This window comes from Candidatus Enterococcus wittei (genome assembly GCF_002140175.1).
In the GTDB taxonomy this organism is placed as follows: Bacteria; Bacillota; Bacilli; order Lactobacillales; family Enterococcaceae; genus Enterococcus_B; species Enterococcus_B wittei.
Genome location: NZ_NGMO01000002.1, coordinates 321663 through 340062 on the forward strand (window position 1 = coordinate 321663; position 18400 = coordinate 340062).

Sequence of the window (18400 nt, forward strand, 5' to 3'; positions counted from 1 at the left end):
GAATATACTCATTAATTATAAATGTGAAAAAAATCACAAAAAAGTGTTTACAGGGAATATTTTTTGTTGTATGATGACTATGTGAAATGTTTAACAAATAACAATAACCTTTTAGGGGGATAACAATGGCTAAAGTAATGGAAAAAGAAGAAGTAAAAACGATTGATGTCCAAGTAATGATTGATGAATTAGCGAAAAAAGCAAATATTGCATTAAAAGAAATGGAAAGTTTCGATCAAGAAAAAGTCGATCATATTGTGCATGAAATGGCAATGGCTGCACTGGATCAACATATGCCATTAGCGAAGATGGCGGTGGAAGAAACTGGCCGAGGAATTTACGAAGATAAAGCTATCAAAAATATGTATGCTTCTGAATATATCTGGAATAATATCAAACATGACAAAACAGTGGGTGTCATCAATGAAGATACCCAAAAAGGCTTGATTGAGATAGCAGAGCCAGTAGGTGTAGTTTGTGGTGTGACTCCAACGACTAATCCAACGTCTACAACAATCTTTAAATCAATGATTGCTTTGAAAACAAGAAATCCAATCGTCTTTGCTTTCCATCCAAGTGCTCAAAAATCTTCCGCAGCAGCAGCTAAAGTTGTACGTGATGCCGCAATTGCTGCAGGGGCACCGGAAAACTGTATCCAATGGATCGAGCATCCATCGATTGATGCTACTTCTGCTTTGATGAATCATCCTGGGATTGCTATTGTCTTAGCAACTGGTGGTGCAGGAATGGTCAAATCAGCTTATTCAACAGGAAAACCAGCATTAGGAGTAGGACCAGGTAATGTTCCTGCATATATTGAAAAAACAGCAAAAATCAAACGTGCGGTCAACGATTTGATCGTTTCTAAAACATTTGATAATGGCATGATTTGTGCGTCTGAACAAGCTGTGATCGTGGACAAAGAAATTTATGCAGCAGTAAAAGCTGAATTCCAAGCACATCAAGTATATTTTGTGAAACCTAACGAGCTTTCACAATTAGAAGATGCGGTCATGAATGAAGGGAAATATGCAGTTAATCCAGCAATCGTAGGTCATTCAGCAATGGAGATCGCAAAATTAGCAGGAATCAAAGTCCCAGAAGGCACAAAAATGTTAGTAGCAGAATTAGAGGGTGTCGGTGCAGACTATCCACTTTCTCGTGAAAAACTTTCACCAGTCTTAGCGATGGTCAAATCAAATAGTACAGAACATGCATTTGAATTATGTGAAGGAATGTTAAATCTTGGCGGATTAGGTCATACTGCTGTGATTCATTCAGAAAATGAAGATCTCCATATTCAATTTGGCCTTCGAATGAAAGCTTGCCGTATCTTAGTGAACACACCATCTGCAGAAGGTGGGATCGGTAATATCTATAATGAAATGATTCCATCATTGACTTTAGGTTGTGGTTCTTATGGTAAGAATTCTGTTTCAAGAAACGTATCAGCAGTCAACTTAATCAACGTCAAAACTGTAGCGAAACGGAGAAATAACATGCAATGGTTTAAATTACCACCAAAAATCTTCTTTGAAAAGAACTCATTACTTTACTTGGAAAAAATGGAAAATGTGGAACGCGTAATGATCGTTTGTGATCCAGGTATGGTCCAATTTGGCTATTGCGATACTGTCCGAGAAGTGTTAGCACGTCGTAAAAACGATGTGAAAGTCGAAATTTTCTCAGATGTTGAACCTAATCCATCTACCAATACAGTATACGCTGGAACAAAATTAATGGCTGATTTCAAACCAGATACAGTGATTGCACTTGGTGGTGGTTCAGCAATGGATGCGGCAAAAGGCATGTGGATGTTCTATGAACACCCAGATACTTCATTCTTCGGCGCAAAACAAAAATTCTTAGATATCCGTAAACGTACGTATAAAATTGACAAACCTGAAAAAACACAGTTTGTTTGTATCCCAACAACGTCAGGAACAGGTTCTGAAGTGACACCATTTGCGGTTATCACTGATAGCGAAACACATGTGAAATATCCTTTAGCTGATTACGCATTGACACCAGATGTAGCGATCGTTGATCCACAATTTGTGATGTCAGTTCCTGCTTCTGTGACAGCTGATACAGGAATGGACGTATTAACTCATGCGATTGAGTCATATGTATCAGTCATGGCTTCTGACTACACACGTGGACTTAGCTTACAGGCAATCAAGTTAGTCTTTGATTATTTAGAAAAATCAGTAAAAACACCGGATATGGAATCACGTGAAAAAATGCATAATGCCTCAACGATGGCAGGTATGGCGTTTGCCAATGCTTTCTTAGGAATTTGTCATTCAGTAGCACATAAAATTGGTGGAGAATACGGTATCCCTCATGGACGTACGAATGCGATTCTTTTACCACATATCATTCGCTACAATGCCAAAGATCCACAAAAACATGCGATGTTCCCTAAATATGACTACTTCCGTGCAGATACTGACTATGCAGATATTGCGAAGTTCTTAGGATTGAAAGGAAACACCACAGAAGAGCTCGTAGAATCTTTAGCAAAAGCAGTAAGTGATTTAGGAAAATCTGTCGGTATCGACATGAGCTTGAAGGCACAAGGTGTGACTCAAGAAACGTTAGATACGACAGTTGATCGTATGGCTGAATTAGCTTACGAAGATCAATGTACAACAGCAAATCCAAAAGAGCCATTGATCAGTGAATTGAAACAAATCATCATTGATGCCTATCAAGGTTAATTTAGCTTCAATGTTTTGATTGCAAGATAAAAGAAAAAGAGGCTGGGACAGAAGTGATTAACTCCGAGAAATAAGAAGGAATTCACGAAAATTGCTTTTCAAATTTTTGTGAATTTCAGCTTATTATCGAAGGGGTTGCTTCTGATTCCGCCGTTTATATGGATTTAGAGCGTGTAACAAGAGTAAATAATACTTTTGTTTCACGCTCTTTGATTTAAGAAGGTAGCTTGCATTAAGTAAAAACGAGACGAAGAATCTGGATGACTTTTCTGTCAAGTCAACGAAAAAGGAAGAAATCGTGAAATAATCAAGAGAAAATAAACTAGATAGGATGACATACGATTAAAGGAGAAAAACTTGATTTGTGAGAGAATCGCATAGAGATATTTATAAGCTTTGATTTTTCAATCAACCTATCCTCTATACTTCTTCATTTAGGTCAATTTTAGATAGTTTTTATGCAATTTATACTATTTATTGGCGATAGAATTCCTGCTATATTATGGATAAATAATAATGAAAGCGGTTTAAAAGGTGTGGATGAAATGTCAATTATTAGAGAAGAGATTTTTGTAGCAAAAAAATTAGTAGAAGAAAAAATCGACTTATTGATCGATAATCTTACAACGATCAAAGACGACAATGGAGAATTTTTATTAGATTTTGATGGGCTTAAAGTGGACGATAAGAGTTGGTCTGTCTGGAATTGGCCACAAGGTGTCGGATTATATGGGATTTATAAAAATTATCAAATGACTAAAAATGTTCGAGCCTATGAAGTAGTCAATGAATGGTTTGAAGCCCGTATGAAAGAAGGCGCACCACCAAAAAATGTCAATACGATGGCCCCACTACTTACAATGGCGTATTTATATGAAGATACAAAAGATTCACGCTATCTTCCTTATTTGGAGCAGTGGGCCGAATGGGTCATGTATGAAATGCCCAGAACAAAAGAGAATGGCTTACAACATGCGACATATGGTCCAGAAAATAAAAATCAATTATGGGATGATACCTTAATGATGACCGTTTTGCCTTTAGCCAAAATCGGCAAGTTACTCAATCGTTTGGAATACTTAGAAGAAGCACGTTATCAATTTATGATCCATATCAAATACTTAATGGATAAACGAACAGGGTTGTGGTATCACGGGTGGACATTCGACGGCAACCATAATTATGCTGAGGCGTTCTGGGCACGGGGAAATTGCTGGTTAACGATAGCTATTCCTGAAATCATTGAGATTTTAGAGCTGCCAAAAGAGGATGCTTTACGAAAATTATTGATGGAGACATTAGAAGCACAAGTACGCACACTTGCTAGTTATCAATCAAAAAGCGGTTTATGGCATACATTATTAGATGATCCATCTTCTTATGTGGAGTCTTCTGCGACAGCGGGATTTACTTACGGGATATTGAAAGCGATTCATAAACGCTATTTACCCAAAGAATACAAAGAGGTAGCTTACCTCGCTATTAGTGGCTTATTGGAACAAATCGATGAAACAGGAGAAGTCCAAAATGTTTCAATTGGGACAGGAATGGGGGATGATTTAGATTTTTATCGAAACATTGGGATTACAGCTATGCCTTACGGACAATCATTAACGGTACTTTGTTTAACGGAGTTGTTGGTTTCTTATTGTTAAAAGAAAGGAAGCATGAGATGAAGAAAAGAGCCATACTAACAAGCTCGCTATGTTTAGGGTTTCTAAGCTTAAGTGGGTGTAGTAATGCCACAACGTTCACTAGCGCAGAGGAAAATGAAGTGATTACTTTACGTTTTGCCTATGCTAGTAATAGTCAGCCGGTCATTGATGCAATGAATGAATTTGGACGTTTAGTTGAAGAAAAAACTGCTGGTTCAGTTGTCCTCCAATACTTTCCAGATGGACAGTTAGGTGGCGAAAGAGAATTGATTGAGTTAACGCAATCAGGAGCGGTAGATTTCACGAAAGTAAGTGCTTCTGCATTGGAAAGTTTCTCAAAAGATTATTCGATCTTTTCTGTTCCCTATTTATTTAAAGATGAAGCTCACTTTTTTAACGTCATGGATAATGAAGCAATCATGGAACCAATCTACCAATCAACTGCAAACTTAGGATTTACGGGAATGACTTATTATGACTCAGGACAAAGGAGCTTTTATATGGTGGATGGTCCAGTTCATTCACCTGAAGACTTGAAGGGGAAAAAGATTCGTGTGATGCAAAGTGAAACCGCCATCAAAATGGTTGAACTATTAGGCGGATCTGCAGTTCCCATGGGAAGTGACGAAGTTTATACGTCTCTTCAAGCTAATTTGATCAACGGTTCAGAAAACAACGAATTTGTTTTACATACGGCAGGACATGGAGGCGTAGCAAAATATTATTCTTATGACGAGCATACGCGTGTTCCGGATATCATCATTATGAATGATGCAAGTAAGGAGCAATTATCCACGGAACAAGAACTTGCAATTGAAGAAGCAGCGAAAGAATCTACTGTATTTGAAATCAAAGCCTTTTCAAAAGCAATTGAAGAAGAAAAAGCAATAGCAAAAGAAAAGTATGGTGTTCAATTTAATGAAGTAGATAACTCACCATTTAGAGTAGCTGTAGCACCGCTCCATGATACTTTTAAAAATGCCCCAACCTATCAAAAACTTTATCAGATGATCCAAGAACAAGGAGGTAGTGGAGATGAAAATAGTTTTGAATAAACTCTTAGAATTTCTAGGCGCTACTTTACTTGTTAGTATGATTGGGATCGTGCTATGGCAAGTGTTCTCACGGTCTATTTTGGGCGATCCGAACACCGTAACTGAGGAACTTGTCAGGTTTGGACTCGTCTGGTTTGCGATGCTTGCTTCAGCTTATGTAGTAGGACAAAAGGCGCATTTGGCCGTAACGATTTTAAGTGAGAAGTTATCTGGGAAAAAGAGCAAGGTGTTGGAAATAATTGTTCAATGTCTCTTTCTGATTTTTGCTATGATGATCATGGTTTATGGCGGCTGGAACGCTGTCACTTTGACAATGGGGCAAATTTCACCTTCTCTCGGTATTTCGATGGGTTATGTTTATTTATCGATTCCTGTATCAGGAGTTCTTATTATTCTTTATAGTCTGATCAATTTGACCGATACACTTAGAAATAAGCCGATCATTCAAGAAAAAATATAAAAGCGGAGGAATAAGATGGCTATAGAAGCTGGACTCGTATTGTTTTTGGTGTTTGTCATATTACTTATCGTGGGTATGCCTATTGCGATTAGTATTGCTTTTTCGTCGATGATGACGTTGTTGTTGGTTATCCCATTTGGAGTTTCTGCATTTAGTTCTGCACAAAAAATGGTAGGAAGCATCAATAGTTTTTCACTGATCGCCATTCCATTTTTTGTTTTTTCCGGGATTATTATGAATAACGGAGGGATCGCCAAAAAATTGGTGGATTTTGCCATGCTGTTTGTAGGTCGTGTGCCAGGAGCTTTAGCACATACGAATGTCTTGGGAAATGCATTATTTGGTTCAATTTCTAGCTCGGCCATTGCAGCCTCTACGGCAATTGGTGGGGTATTGATCCCTCAGCAAGTGGAGGAAGGTTATGATCGAAAGTTTGCTACTGCGGTCAATATTGCTTCTGCCCCAACTGGGATGGTGATTCCACCAAGTACGGCTTTCATCATGTATTCATTAGTAGCAGGAGGCGCATCCATTTCTGCTTTATTTATGGGAGGGTATCTTGTTGGGGCGCTGTGGTCACTCGGAATCTTACTTGTTGCTTATGTCGTTGCTAAAAAAAATAAATACCCTGTTGTTAAAAAAGGTCAAATTGCTCAATCGGGGAAAATCATAAGAGAAGCGTTACCGAGTTTACTGTTGATCATTATTATTATTGGCGGGATCCTAACAGGGATCTTCACTGCGGTAGAAGCTTCAGCGATTGCGGTCCTTTATTCATTGTTGATTGCTATGTTTTATTATAAAACAGTCAAGTGGAAGGATCTTCCGAGCATGTTGGTTCAAGCAGTAGCGATGTCGGGAACGATCATGTTTTTACTTGCCACTTCTTCCATGATGTCGTTTGCCATGGCGTTTACTGGGATTCCTCAAGCAATCAGTTCAATGATCATGGGTGTAACAGATAATAAATTCATTATTTTGCTATTAGTTAATCTTGTTTTACTACTCATAGGGATGTTTATGGATGTGGCACCAGCTATTCTGATTTTTACACCTATCTTTTTACCTATTGTGACCAGTGTGGGAGTAGATCCAGTTCATTACGGACTATTCTCTATTATGAATTTATGTGTTGGATCGATCACACCACCACTAGGAACGGGATTGTATGTAGGAGCAAGTGTGGGTGGAGTGAAAACAGAATCAATGTTGAAGCCGTTACTTCCCTTTTATGGAGTGATCTTAGGGGTGTTGCTATTGATCACTTATTTCCCACAAATTGTTATGTGGTTACCAGATATGTTGAGTTAGGAGAATCAGTATGCTGAATATCACCATCAGAGGACATGATTTATCGAATGTCCAAACGATAGAAGAACTTGCGAAGAAAACGCAAGAGCAAGGTGTCCATACGTTGCAACTTACTTTAGGCCGCTCATTTCCTGATCTACCTTCTGGCAGCAAGGAAATCAATGCTGGAATGGGAAATTATATGAAACGTATTTTGGAAAAAAAGAAGTCACTGTTGGGATTTTAACATAATTAGGCAGAAGTCGCCCATCCTCTATAGGTGGGTGATGAATGCCGTCGGTATGAGGGTTGCCGTTGGTAACTTGAAGACCGATATATAAGGCTTATTGCCTTTTTATTTTGTTACATTTTATAATCGGTCTATATAAGAAATGAGCGGATATAGCATGGAATTAGATACTAATAATCATTCAGTGTTTCTACTCTACTATCCTCTTGTATTGGTAACTAAATATCGTAGACAAGTAATTGATGATGAAATATCTGAATTTGCTAAAGAGACTTTTGAAAGAATTTCAGAATCGTATCATATTATTTTAGTTGAGTGGAATCATGATAAAGATCATCTTCATATTATGTTCAAAGCCCACCTTAAAACAGAACTGACAAAATTCATCAATGCTTATAAAAGTGCCAGTTCACGATTAATAAAACGTGATTTTCCAAGAGTCAAACCGTTTCTTTGGAAAGAAATGTTTTGGTCTAAAAGTTTTTGTCTTTTGACAACTGGTGGTGCACCTATCGAAATCATCAAGAAATATATTCAAAACCAAGGAAACAAACACAAATAGAGGTGAATCTTGTGGAACGGCTAAAAGCCTATAAATTTAGAATTTATCCGACTGAAAAGCAAAAAATTTTCTTTGGCAAGTCAGTCTTTTGGCTGTGTTCGTAAGATCTACAATCTAATGCTTGATGACCGAATAAAAGCTTATGAAGAAACTAAGAATGATTCCTCTAAAAAAATGAGTTTTCCAACATCAGCAAAATACAAGAAAGAATTTCTGTTCTTAAAAGAAGTGGATAGCCTTGCATTATTAGCTAAACAGAAGAGCATCAATCTGTTTGAAGCTAAAAATTATCAAAAACAAAAATGTAAAGTGGCTAGACTGCACGAAAAAGTAATGAATCAACGTACTGATTTTCTGAATAAGCTGAGTACAGAAATGATCAAAAAACACGATATTATCTGTATTGAAGACTTAAACACCAAAGGTATGTTGCGTAATCATAAATTAGCAAAAAGCATTTCTGATGTATCTTGGTCTAGTTTTGTGACGAAATTACAATATAAGGCTGACTGGTATGGACAAGAAATCATCAAAGTGGATAAGTGGTTTCCATCTAGTCAAATTTGTTCAGAATGTGGGTATAATGATGGCAAGAAACCTATCGAAATTCGAAAATGGACTTGTCCTATTTGTCATACTCATCATGACCGAGATATAAACGCTAGTATCAATATCTTGGCCGAAGGTCTAAAGCTATATTCCATGGGATTGGCTTAGATCAAATAAACAAGAACCGTAGGAACTATGGGGATAGCTTGGTCAATAAGAGACACCGCTGTTAGTAAAGAAATAAGCTATCAAGTATGCTCTTTTCCCAAGAAGCTCCCACTTCAAGGTTAAGAACCGTCAGGTTTAGCTAAGTGGTGAGTAGTTCACGGATTAATGATGTGTATAATAGCATTGTTCAACATTGAACAAGGGGGGCGCTGATGCAGCAAAAAAAAATAAATGGTGAAAAAGTGAATACGATGGTATCAGATCAATATGAAATCTATCATGTGGAAGACGTTGTCAGTCAGAATAAAACGATTTATCACCAGCATGATTTTTATGAAATCCATGCGACATTAAGAGGAAAAGCCTCTTTTTATTTAAATGGGAGACAATTTACAATACAAGCAGGAAGTGTTTTGCTGATCCATTCCAACGACTTACATCGGATTGTTCGACAATCAACGGATGTATTCGAACGTGTTTATATATTTATTACCTCCTCTTTTTTAGAAAGTCGTTCTACACAGTGGTCTAATTTGTCTTCTTGCTTTCAACCATTGGGCGAGAAAAGAAGTCGCGTGCTCCAAGTTGATCCGCAACAATTAAAAGAAAAGTTAGCATTTATTGATCAATATCCTAATAAACAAAATTATGGTGAGGATATCAAATACGAACAATCACTTGTCGATTATTTGATTTTTTTAAACCAAGTAGTCCAAAAAGAAGAAAACACGCAAGAACAAAATGCTATTGTGCCGAACGAACGAGTAGAACAAATGCTCCAATATATCTCGAAGAATTTGTCTCACTCACTTACTTTAGAGGAAATGGAAAAACAATTTTTTGTCAGCAGATATCATATTACTAGAGAATTCAAAAAGCACACAGGCTTTACATTCCATCAATATGTGATGAAGAAAAAACTGATCTATGGAAAACAATTGCTACGAGAATATCGTAGTTCTAGCACTATTTACAACCAGTGTGGCTTTTCTTCTTATCCGCATTTTTTAAAGGCATTTAAAAAAGAATTTGGCTTGACTCCAAAAGAATTTTTAAAAAGGAATACGCAAAATCAGCTTGTCCATTATGAACATTTTGAAGAGGTACATTGAAAAAAATAGTAAAAGATAAACGAACTACAGTCATTATGATCGTGAAAGACGAAAGTAATGCTGTAGTTCGTTTTTTTTTCACCTTTTATTGCTTAAGTGAATCTTCGAAAATCTCGGGGTGAAAGACCAGTTTTTGATTTGAATAGTCGGCTGAAATAGGCGGAATTATCAATGCCAATTTCTTCTGCGATTGCTCGAATAGAAAAATCCGTATAACGAAGTAAGTCTTTTGCATAAGAAAGTTTTTTATTAATCAAATAATCAATAGGTGGAGAACCAATATATTTTGAGAAATCTTTACTTAATTGATACTTATTCAATAAAAAATGTTGTTCAAGTTGTTTCAAGGTAATGGTTTCTTTGAAATGCGCCTCTAAATATTGTTGTAGCTCACGAATATAAACAGGGATATCTGCTTCTTCAAAATCCATTTGGTATTTTTGTAAAATCAATTCATTCAGTAACTCATGGATGTTTAAAGAAGATTGAAAATCAGTTCGAGCATTTGCACCTTGTTGCATATGGATCAATTGAGTGATAAGGCGATGGATTTTGTTTTTTGATGGAACGGTTGTTGTATGGCAAGTGTGTTCCCCATCTCTAATAAATTCTTGGTAAAAGGAGGAGATGTTTTGACCATATAAATGGATCCAATCCATTTCCCAAGGAATATCACTGATCGTTTGATAACGTTGATATTCTTGACAGTCAATGAAAAAAAGATCTCCTGCCCTTAGGTGGTACTGTTTTCCTTGGTATGTAAGTAACCCTTCTCCAGATAGTGTAAATTTAATTAAAAAAGAGGGAAGGTGTGATCGTTCTGTGTAGTAAGGAGTAGGTGCTTTAAAGTGACCAATTTCTTGGATATAAAAAAATAGATTCCGACTTCTTTGTGTAGGGGTTAAAATCACCCTACTTGAATCTTCCGACCATGAATGATTTGCTTTTTCCCAATAATCCATGTAAACACTCCCAACTTACCAAGATAGTATAATTATATACCAAAATAGTCCGCAGAAAAATTGAATGTTGTGTAATATCATTACATTATCAATAAATGATAACGCTTTATTGTTGAAGTGGAGATTTTCAATAAAGCAAAAGAGGTGAGGAAATGCAGATGATATTTGTGGCTATTGATATTGGCGCATCAAGTGGTCGATTGATGAAAAGTACGAAAGAGGCGGAGGATCGCTTGACCTTAGAAGAAGTACATCGCTTTAGGAATGGGTTTCACAATAAAGGAGGATATGAACGTTGGAATATTGATTCACTCATTCAGGAGATCTTGATTGGACTCGAGAAATTAAAACAGTCAGGGATCGATCATTGTTTTGCTGGTATTGATACATGGGGAGTTGATTATTGTTTGCTTGATGAAGAAGGGGAGCGTTTAAATGAACCGATTGCTTATCGGGACGAGCGCACGATTGGCGCTGTCGAATGTTTTTCAAAGCACTATCCTCTTGATAAGCTGTATAAACAAACAGGTATCCAAATCCAGCCTTTCAATACGTTGTTCCAATTAATTGCTGAAGAAAAAAAACAACTATCAAAAGCACATAAGTTATTATTGATACCTGATTATCTTGGTTTTGTTTTTACCGGCAAAATGGTCACAGAGAAAACAAATGCGTCGACCATGCAATTATTGAATGTGACAACAAGAGATTGGGAACCTGAACTTCTTCAACAAATCGGTGTTACGAAAGATTTGTTTCCTTCGTTAATCGATCCTGGTACGGTGCTGGGCGACCTGAAAAAAGAAAAATTTGCGGAGTATGATCTTCCAGACACGACGTTTATTACTGTTGCTAGTCATGATACGGCATCCGCAGTTTTAGGTACACCCGGACAAGGGGAAGGTTGGGGATATCTCAGTAGTGGTACATGGTCCCTTTTAGGAGTCGAAACTAATCGTAGGAACGTGTCAAAATATGCTTTTACTGAGAATTATACGAATGAATGGGGGGCATCTCATACTGTTCGTTTTTTAAAAAATATCATGGGCATGTGGTTGATTCAAGAAATTGCTCGTATACAAGATTATAAATACAGTTATGCGCAATTAGCAGAACTTGCCAAAAAAGAATCCCCAAAGAAACATATGATCAATGTGAATGATCCGAGATTTTTAAATCCTAAAAATATGATCAAAGAGATTCAGGATTATTGCTTTGAAACTGGACAGCCAGTGCCGACGACTGCTGGCGCATTAGCCCGATGTGTCTATGATAGTCTTGCCTTTTGCTACGCACAAGAACGAGTGACAATGGAACAATTGACCGACACTAAACTGACAAAACTCCATATTGTAGGAGGCGGTTCGAATAATCGCTTACTAAATCAGCTAACAGCAGATCATTCAGGAATTACAGTTGAAGCTGGGCCAAGTGAAGCAACAGCTATCGGTAATATTGTGATGCAAATGATTAGTACAAAACAATTCAAGGATTTGAGTGAAGCAAGACGAGCAATCAAAGTGTCCTTTCCATGCGAAACTTTTTATCCAGATCCAACCATCAAAAAAATGAGAAGCGAATAATTTTAAAGGAGTGACCGTATGAATACGATCGAAAGAAATTACGTACAAGCAAAAGAAAAATATGCAAGTATTGGTGTGGATACAGATGCTGTACTTGATAAATTGCAAATGATCAAAATTTCGATGCATTGTTGGCAAGGAGATGATGTCAAAGGATTTTTAACGCCAGAAGGTAAACTGACTGGTGGGATCATGGCAACTGGGAATTTCCCAGGAGCAGCCCGTACGCCTGAACAACTAAGACAAGATTTGGAAAAAGCTTATTCGCTGATCCCTGGGAAACATAAATTAAATTTACATGCGATTTATTTAGATACGAAAGAAAACGTTGATTTAAATGGAATTGAACCCAAACATTTTGAAAAATGGGTGACGTGGGCCAAAAGAGAAGGAGTTGGGCTGGATTTTAATCCTACTTTTTTCTCACATCCAATGATGAAAGACGGCTTTACTCTGGCACACCCTGATCGAAAGGTTCGTGAGTACTGGATTGAGCATGGAAAAAGAAGCCGAAAAATAGCGGAATATTTTGGGAAAGAACTGGGCCAAACATGTATCAATAATTTCTGGATACCAGACGGGATGAAAGATTATCCGATTGATCGCCTGTCTCCACGCAAGCGTTTGATGGAATCGTTAGATAAGATTTTTACCGAAGAGTTGGATGAGAATCACATCCAAGATGCTGTGGAAAGTAAGTTGTTTGGTTTAGGAGCAGAAGCGTATACAGTCGGGTCACATGAATTTTATATGGGCTATGGATTCACTCGAAACAAGCTTATTTGTTTGGATGCAGGACATTTCCATCCAACAGAAGTGATTTCAAATAAACTATCTTCTTTAGCTTTATTCAGTAAAGGGATCATGTTACATGTTTCGCGACCTGTTCGTTGGGATTCTGATCATGTCGTATTGATGGATGATGAATTACAAGATATCGCCAAAGAATTGGTTCGCAATGGGTTATTAGAGAAAACAAACATCGGTTTGGACTTCTTTGATGCAACAATCAATCGGATCGCCGCATGGGTAATTGGGACTAGAAACACTCAAAAAGCGTTGATGAAAGCGATGCTAGAACCAGTCGGACAGCTAAAAGAAATGGAATTAGCTTTTGATTTCACCTCAAGAATCGCTTTTACTGAAGAATTGAAAGATTTTCCTTATGCGGATGTCTGGAATTATTTTTGTTATCAACATCAAGTTCCTATCGGCTTGGATTGGTTGGAAGTAGTCGATAACTATCAAAAAGAGGTATTGGAATTAAGAAAATAGGAGAGTGTCCATGTTGAAAAAAATCGATATTTTACAAGCACCGTATGTGAAAGAAATGATCGAAACTACTTCGAATCTTTACCGTTTAGGTTGGGATGAACGAAATGGAGGAAATATTTCCTATTTATTGAAAGAAGAGGAAATCACGCCATTTTTAGACCCTAAAAAAGTCATCCGCAAAGTGTCCATGATTGTCAATGCAAGTGAGTTAGCAGGCTATTATTTCCTCGTGACAGGTTCTGGGAAATATTTTAAAAATGTGGCAAACGCGCCAGCAGAGAATCTGGGAATTGTTCGAGTCGCTGAAGATGGAAAAATGCTAGAAGTCTTATGGGGATTAGAAAATGACTGTCGTCCAACGAGTGAACTTCCAAGTCATTTCATGAGTCATATGGCTCGTCTAGCAGTTGATCCTGAACATCGGATCATCATGCACTGTCATGCGAGTCATTTATTAGCCATGAGTTTTACACACGTATTAGATGAACGAGCTTTTACACGTACTTTATGGCAAATGTGTACGGAATGCTTAGTTGTCTTTCCAGAGGGTGTGGCTATTATCCCTTGGATGGTTCCAGGAACAAATGAGATTGGGACAGCTACAGCCGATAAAATGAAAGACACACGTTTAGTATTATGGCCACAACATGGCATTTATGGAGCAGGAAAAGGAATGGACGAAGTGTTCGGATTGATTGAGACAGCAGAAAAAGCAGCGGAAGTTTATACGTATGTGCAAGCACAAGGGCCTATTCTGCAAACCATTACGGATGACAATTTAAGACGATTAGCTGAGGCTTTTGGAGTTACGCCAAAGGAAGGTTTCTTAGAATAAAGCGGTCATCAAAGGAGAGGGAATTTATATGCCGACAAAAGTGTTTTGCATGAAAGTTTATCCATGTGAACAAGAAGAATATAAAAGACGACATGATTTACTTTGGCCTGAAATGCGTAAAGCGCTAAGAGAACATGGGGTGACGAATTACTCGATTCACCTTGATCCGAACACGAATACTTTATTCGGCTATCTTGAGATTAAGGATGAAACAATCTGGGCAGAGATGGCCAATACTGCCATCAATCAGAAATGGTGGGAATATATGGCAGACATCATGGAAACGAATCTTGATCATTCGCCGCTTAGCTGGGAATTAAAACCAGTTTTCAAGTTGTAAAAAGTAGCACTATTGAGCAACCGATAGTAGTGGGAAAATATTTTACGCATACTTGTGAGGAGATTTATCAAAAGCTTGGTATAAGAAATCCAAGAGAATATTTTCACCTAATTGCTTATAAAGAAAATATCTGGATTGTTTTGATCAATTTCTTTCAAAAAACAAATATTCCGTCTATAATATTTCCTATATAGAAATAGGAGAGTGTGATATGGAAAATAAAAAACCTTATGGAACTGTCTTGATCAAAGCTTCGCAGATTTTAGATTACTTAGCAGAACATCCGGATACCTCTTTACAAGAGATTGCTCAAGGAGTGAGTATGACCTCATCAACTACTTTAAAGATTTTAGATACGTTGCTTTTGATCGGTTACGTCAATAAAAATCAAGAAAAAAATTATCGCTTAGGTGGAAAACTGGTACGATATGCCAATAAAAATATTGAGCAGATCGATCTAGTAGAACGCACTTTACCTTATTTAGAAAACCTACAACAAATCATTGATGAGACCATCCATTTAGGGGTTCTAGATAATAATGAAATTTTGTATGTGAACAAATTAGAATCTAAAAATCAAACGATACGAATGTCTTCAAAAATCGGGATCACTCGACCTTTGTATTGTTCAGCTATGGGAAAAGCAGTATTAGCACAATTTACCGCAGAACAATATCAGCATTATATTGAAAGTTCTCCACTTGTTCCGTTTACAGAATATACAATCACTAATCCATTAAAATTAAAAAAAGAAATTCAAGAAGTTAAAGAGAAACAAGTGGCATTTGATGATGAAGAAGTCGAAAAGGACATCTTCTGTATCGGGACTTCTTTGGTTCATGAGGGTCAGATCATTGGTGCGTTCAGTGTCAGCATGCCTAAATATCGTTTAGATGAGGAAGGAAAAGACCAAATCATTCAAGCTATTTTAAAAACTAAACAAGAAATCGAAAAAACTTTATAAAAAAGATGAAAAGCGTTTGCATTTTTTAATTTCTACCGTATAATGAAGATGTAAATTTCTTTATTGTAAAACTTAATTTCTAAATAGGAAATGGGTGGAAAGATGAAAAAAATGGAGATCTTATCTCGTTTGCAACAAGCAGGGGTCATTGCCGTTGTTCGTGGGGCCACAAGTGAAGAAGCTTTAAATGCTTGTCATGCCATCATTAAAGGTGGTTTGACAGGGATTGAATTAACGTTTACTGTCCCACAAGCAGATCAAGTGATCAAAGAACTTTTAGCAACTTATCAAGATCAAACAGAAGTAGTGATCGGTGCGGGGACGGTATTAGATGTGGTGACTGCTCGTTTAGCTATTTTAGCTGGGGCGCAATACATCGTCAGTCCTTGTTTTGACAAAGAAACAGCAGAACTATGCAATTTATACCAAGTGCCTTATTTACCAGGTTGTATGACGATCAATGAGATCACAATCGCTTTGAAAAGTGGGGTGGATATTGTCAAATTGTTTCCTGGAAGTGCCTTTGGACCAAGTATCATTTCAGCTTTCAAAGCCCCGATGCCGCAAGTCAATCTTATGCCAACAGGTGGTGTGAATTTGGAAAATATGCGGGAGTGGTTTGATGCAGGGGTCGTCACAGTCGGTGTTGGGGGAAATCTATTAGCTCCTGCTGCACATGGCAACTTTGAAGAAGTAACAAAAGTGGCACAGCAATATGCATCAAAATTGAAAGAAATCAAGGGGTGATCACTTATGGGAAAAGTAGTGACACTTGGTGAGATCATGTTACGATTATCCACCAACCTAGGAGATCGTCTACAAGAAAGTAAGGAATTTTATGCACATTATGGCGGTGGGGAAGCGAATGTTGCCATCTCATTAGCAAACTATGGACATGAAGTGTCCTTTCTGTCAAAAGTGCCTGATCATTCATTAGGCTATGGGGTTGAAAAATACTTGCGAAGCTACGGAGTTGAGACAAGCCACCTTTTAAAAGGTGGGCCTCGCTTAGGAACCTATTATATGGAGACTGGGATTGGTGAACGAGCAGCTTCAGTCATTTATGACCGCGCAGGTTCCAGTTTTGCCACGATGGATCATGTGGAATGGTCTTTAGCTGAGTGTTTTCAAGATGTAGAACTATTTCATATTTCTGGGATTACACCTGCTTTATCTGAACACTGGCAAGTAATGACGAAAGAAATCATGAAAGCAGCGAAAACAGCTGGTTGTCAAATCAGCTTTGATATTAATTATCGTGAGAAATTATGGACACAAGAACAAGCCGGTGATGTACTGGAGCAATTATTACCGCTTGTAGATATTTGTTCAGCATCAAATTTGGATGCGCTTTATTTGTTAGGAATAGCTGAAGCGCCACAGACAGTAGCAGAACCATTGATTTATTACTACGAAAAAATGAACGAAAAGTTTCCAACGATCCATACTTTTTATTCTACAAAACGAACGGTGTATTCAGCTAGCCATAATGATTTACAAGGAACGTTATGGAAAAATGGCGTCTATGTTGAGTCGGATCTTCATGAAATCACACCCATCATTGATCGTGTCGGTGGTGGGGATGCGTTTGCAGGGGGGATCCTTCATGGGATATTAACTCAAATGTCACCCCAGCAGATCATTGATTTTGCAACGGCAGCCTCAGCTTTGAAACACACCATTCATGGTGATTGTAATTCATTCAATCAAGAAGAAGTCGCACGGTTCTTAGCGTGTGGTTCTGGAAAAATCATTCGATAAAGGAGTTTTTTACATGCAAGAAATGTCAACACGTTATACACACAGCCCAGAGGATATCCGTCATTATTCTACGAAACAGTTAAGAAATGAATTTTTAGTGGAAAAGGTGTTTGTTCCAGGAAAAATCAGTTTGACTTATACGCATAATGATCGCATGATCTTTGGTGGAGTCACACCTACAGACAAAGAATTGGAAATCAAATTGGATAAAGAGTTAGGTGTTGCTTACTTTTTAGAACGTCGTGAACTTGGTGTGATCAATATTGGAGGTCCAGGTTGGATTGAAATCGATGGTCAACAAGAAGAAATGAAAAAACAAGATGGTTATTATATTGGAAAAGAAACGAAACATGTAGTGTTTTCTTCGAAAGATCCAGAAAATCCAGCAAAATTCTATATCAGCTCAGTACCGGCACACCATAAATACCCAAATGTTAAAATCAGCATCGATCAAGTAAAACCGATGGAAACTGGCGAAGGACTGACTTTGAATGAGCGTAAAATCTATCAATACATCCATCCAAATGTTTGTGAGAGCTGTCAGTTACAGATGGGGTATACGATCTTAGAACCAGGTAGCGCTTGGAATACGATGCCTTGTCATACGCATGAACGACGGATGGAAGCATATGTCTACTTTGATTATGCCAATGAGGACACACGGGTGTTCCACATGATGGGGAAACCAGATGAAACCAAACATTTGGTCGTAGCAAATGAGCAAGCAATCATTTCGCCAAGCTGGTCGATTCATTCAGGTGTGGGGACAAGTAATTATTCATTTATTTGGGCAATGTGCGGTGAGAATATTACTTACACAGACATGGATATGATACAGATGGATCAATTAAAATAA

At 37.6% G+C, this 18400-nt stretch carries 16 protein-coding genes and 2 pseudogenes; 17 read left to right on the forward strand and 1 reads right to left on the reverse strand.

Translation table 11 applies throughout. The features are described 5' to 3' along the window. Positions 1-125: 125 nt before the first annotated feature. The 9 genes and pseudogenes from adhE to A5844_RS05800 all read left to right on the forward strand — a co-directional run bounded on the left by adhE (position 126) and on the right by A5844_RS05800 (position 9824). Positions 126-2723 carry a bifunctional acetaldehyde-CoA/alcohol dehydrogenase gene (gene adhE / locus A5844_RS05760; RefSeq protein ID WP_086284314.1) on the forward strand — a complete coding sequence of 866 codons (2598 nt, stop codon included), beginning with the start codon at positions 126-128 and terminating at the stop codon, positions 2721-2723. A gap of 545 nt (positions 2724-3268) precedes the next feature. After that, positions 3269-4378 (forward strand): beta-galactosidase BglB, encoded by a 1110-nt coding sequence (gene bglB, locus A5844_RS05765; protein WP_086284315.1) that lies wholly within the window; start codon positions 3269-3271, stop codon positions 4376-4378. A gap of 17 nt (positions 4379-4395) precedes the next feature. Further along, entirely contained in the window at positions 4396-5433 is a 1038-nt protein-coding gene (locus tag A5844_RS05770) for a TRAP transporter substrate-binding protein (RefSeq protein WP_086284316.1), read from the forward strand. Next, positions 5414-5893: a TRAP transporter small permease gene (locus tag A5844_RS05775; protein ID WP_086284317.1), complete on the forward strand. Its 480-nt coding sequence runs from the start codon at positions 5414-5416 to the stop codon at positions 5891-5893. Before A5844_RS05770 ends, A5844_RS05775 begins: the two co-directional genes overlap by 20 nt. 15 nt (positions 5894-5908) lie before the next feature. Further along, positions 5909-7204, forward strand: coding sequence for a TRAP transporter large permease (locus A5844_RS05780; protein WP_086284318.1), 1296 nt, complete (start codon positions 5909-5911; stop codon positions 7202-7204). A gap of 10 nt (positions 7205-7214) precedes the next feature. Beyond that, a pseudogene (locus A5844_RS05785) lies at positions 7215-7432 on the forward strand (sugar phosphate isomerase/epimerase); the annotation flags it as partial. A 158-nt stretch (positions 7433-7590) separates the two neighbouring features. After that, positions 7591-7995: an IS200/IS605 family transposase gene (gene tnpA / locus A5844_RS05790; RefSeq protein ID WP_086284319.1), complete on the forward strand. Its 405-nt coding sequence runs from the start codon at positions 7591-7593 to the stop codon at positions 7993-7995. Positions 7996-8006: 11 nt separating this feature from the next. Beyond that, positions 8007-8712 (forward strand): annotated as a pseudogene (locus tag A5844_RS05795) (RNA-guided endonuclease TnpB family protein). Between the two features lie 212 nt (positions 8713-8924). Continuing rightward, the gene (locus A5844_RS05800) at positions 8925-9824 is read left to right on the forward strand and encodes an AraC family transcriptional regulator (RefSeq protein ID WP_086284320.1); all 900 of its coding nucleotides are present in this window, start codon (positions 8925-8927) and stop codon (positions 9822-9824) included. A gap of 92 nt (positions 9825-9916) precedes the next feature. On the opposite strand, the gene A5844_RS05805 is transcribed toward A5844_RS05800, so the two are convergent. Next, a complete protein-coding gene (locus tag A5844_RS05805) occupies positions 9917-10786 on the reverse strand; it encodes a helix-turn-helix domain-containing protein (RefSeq protein ID WP_086284321.1) in 870 nt (289 codons plus the stop codon). A gap of 152 nt (positions 10787-10938) precedes the next feature. Here A5844_RS05805 and rhaB point away from each other — a divergent pair, with 152 nt between their 5' ends. From rhaB to kduI, 8 genes are all read left to right on the forward strand, one after another. Further along, positions 10939-12369, forward strand: a complete 1431-nt coding sequence (gene rhaB, locus A5844_RS05810; RefSeq protein WP_086284322.1) for a rhamnulokinase — start codon at positions 10939-10941, stop codon at positions 12367-12369. 18 nt (positions 12370-12387) lie between these two features. Continuing rightward, on the forward strand, positions 12388-13644 hold the full coding sequence (gene rhaA / locus A5844_RS05815; protein ID WP_086284323.1) for an L-rhamnose isomerase: 1257 nt from the start codon (positions 12388-12390) through the stop codon (positions 13642-13644). Positions 13645-13657: 13 nt separating this feature from the next. After that, a complete protein-coding gene (gene rhaD / locus A5844_RS05820; RefSeq protein ID WP_086284676.1) occupies positions 13658-14479 on the forward strand; it encodes a rhamnulose-1-phosphate aldolase in 822 nt (273 codons plus the stop codon). A 28-nt stretch (positions 14480-14507) separates the two neighbouring features. Then, positions 14508-14819 carry an L-rhamnose mutarotase gene (gene rhaM, locus A5844_RS05825; protein WP_086284324.1) on the forward strand — a complete coding sequence of 104 codons (312 nt, stop codon included), beginning with the start codon at positions 14508-14510 and terminating at the stop codon, positions 14817-14819. 211 nt (positions 14820-15030) lie between these two features. After that, entirely contained in the window at positions 15031-15783 is a 753-nt protein-coding gene (locus A5844_RS05830; RefSeq protein ID WP_086284325.1) for an IclR family transcriptional regulator, read from the forward strand. A gap of 102 nt (positions 15784-15885) precedes the next feature. After that, the gene (locus A5844_RS05835; RefSeq protein ID WP_164498414.1) at positions 15886-16530 is read left to right on the forward strand and encodes a bifunctional 4-hydroxy-2-oxoglutarate aldolase/2-dehydro-3-deoxy-phosphogluconate aldolase; all 645 of its coding nucleotides are present in this window, start codon (positions 15886-15888) and stop codon (positions 16528-16530) included. 6 nt (positions 16531-16536) lie between these two features. After that, positions 16537-17544, forward strand: a complete 1008-nt coding sequence (locus A5844_RS05840; protein WP_086284326.1) for a sugar kinase — start codon at positions 16537-16539, stop codon at positions 17542-17544. A 13-nt stretch (positions 17545-17557) separates the two neighbouring features. After that, on the forward strand, positions 17558-18400 hold the full coding sequence (kduI, locus tag A5844_RS05845; RefSeq protein WP_179190549.1) for a 5-dehydro-4-deoxy-D-glucuronate isomerase: 843 nt from the start codon (positions 17558-17560) through the stop codon (positions 18398-18400).

Bases quoted from the DNA above. Each gene is read 5' to 3' on its own strand.
- adhE (WP_086284314.1), top strand. From the start codon at position 126: ATGGCTAAAGTAATGGAAAAAGAAGAAGTAAAAACGATTGATGTCCAA.
- bglB (WP_086284315.1), top strand. From the start codon at position 3,269: ATGTCAATTATTAGAGAAGAGATTTTTGTAGCAAAAAAATTAGTAGAA.
- A5844_RS05770 (WP_086284316.1), top strand. From the start codon at position 4,396: ATGAAGAAAAGAGCCATACTAACAAGCTCGCTATGTTTAGGGTTTCTA.
- A5844_RS05775 (WP_086284317.1), top strand. From the start codon at position 5,414: ATGAAAATAGTTTTGAATAAACTCTTAGAATTTCTAGGCGCTACTTTA.
- A5844_RS05780 (WP_086284318.1), top strand. From the start codon at position 5,909: ATGGCTATAGAAGCTGGACTCGTATTGTTTTTGGTGTTTGTCATATTA.
- tnpA (WP_086284319.1), top strand. From the start codon at position 7,591: ATGGAATTAGATACTAATAATCATTCAGTGTTTCTACTCTACTATCCT.
- A5844_RS05800 (WP_086284320.1), top strand. From the start codon at position 8,925: ATGCAGCAAAAAAAAATAAATGGTGAAAAAGTGAATACGATGGTATCA.
- A5844_RS05805 (WP_086284321.1), bottom strand. From the start codon at position 10,786: ATGGATTATTGGGAAAAAGCAAATCATTCATGGTCGGAAGATTCAAGT.
- rhaB (WP_086284322.1), top strand. From the start codon at position 10,939: ATGCAGATGATATTTGTGGCTATTGATATTGGCGCATCAAGTGGTCGA.
- rhaA (WP_086284323.1), top strand. From the start codon at position 12,388: ATGAATACGATCGAAAGAAATTACGTACAAGCAAAAGAAAAATATGCA.
- rhaM (WP_086284324.1), top strand. From the start codon at position 14,508: ATGCCGACAAAAGTGTTTTGCATGAAAGTTTATCCATGTGAACAAGAA.
- A5844_RS05830 (WP_086284325.1), top strand. From the start codon at position 15,031: ATGGAAAATAAAAAACCTTATGGAACTGTCTTGATCAAAGCTTCGCAG.
- A5844_RS05835 (WP_164498414.1), top strand. From the start codon at position 15,886: ATGAAAAAAATGGAGATCTTATCTCGTTTGCAACAAGCAGGGGTCATT.
- A5844_RS05840 (WP_086284326.1), top strand. From the start codon at position 16,537: ATGGGAAAAGTAGTGACACTTGGTGAGATCATGTTACGATTATCCACC.
- kduI (WP_179190549.1), top strand. From the start codon at position 17,558: ATGCAAGAAATGTCAACACGTTATACACACAGCCCAGAGGATATCCGT.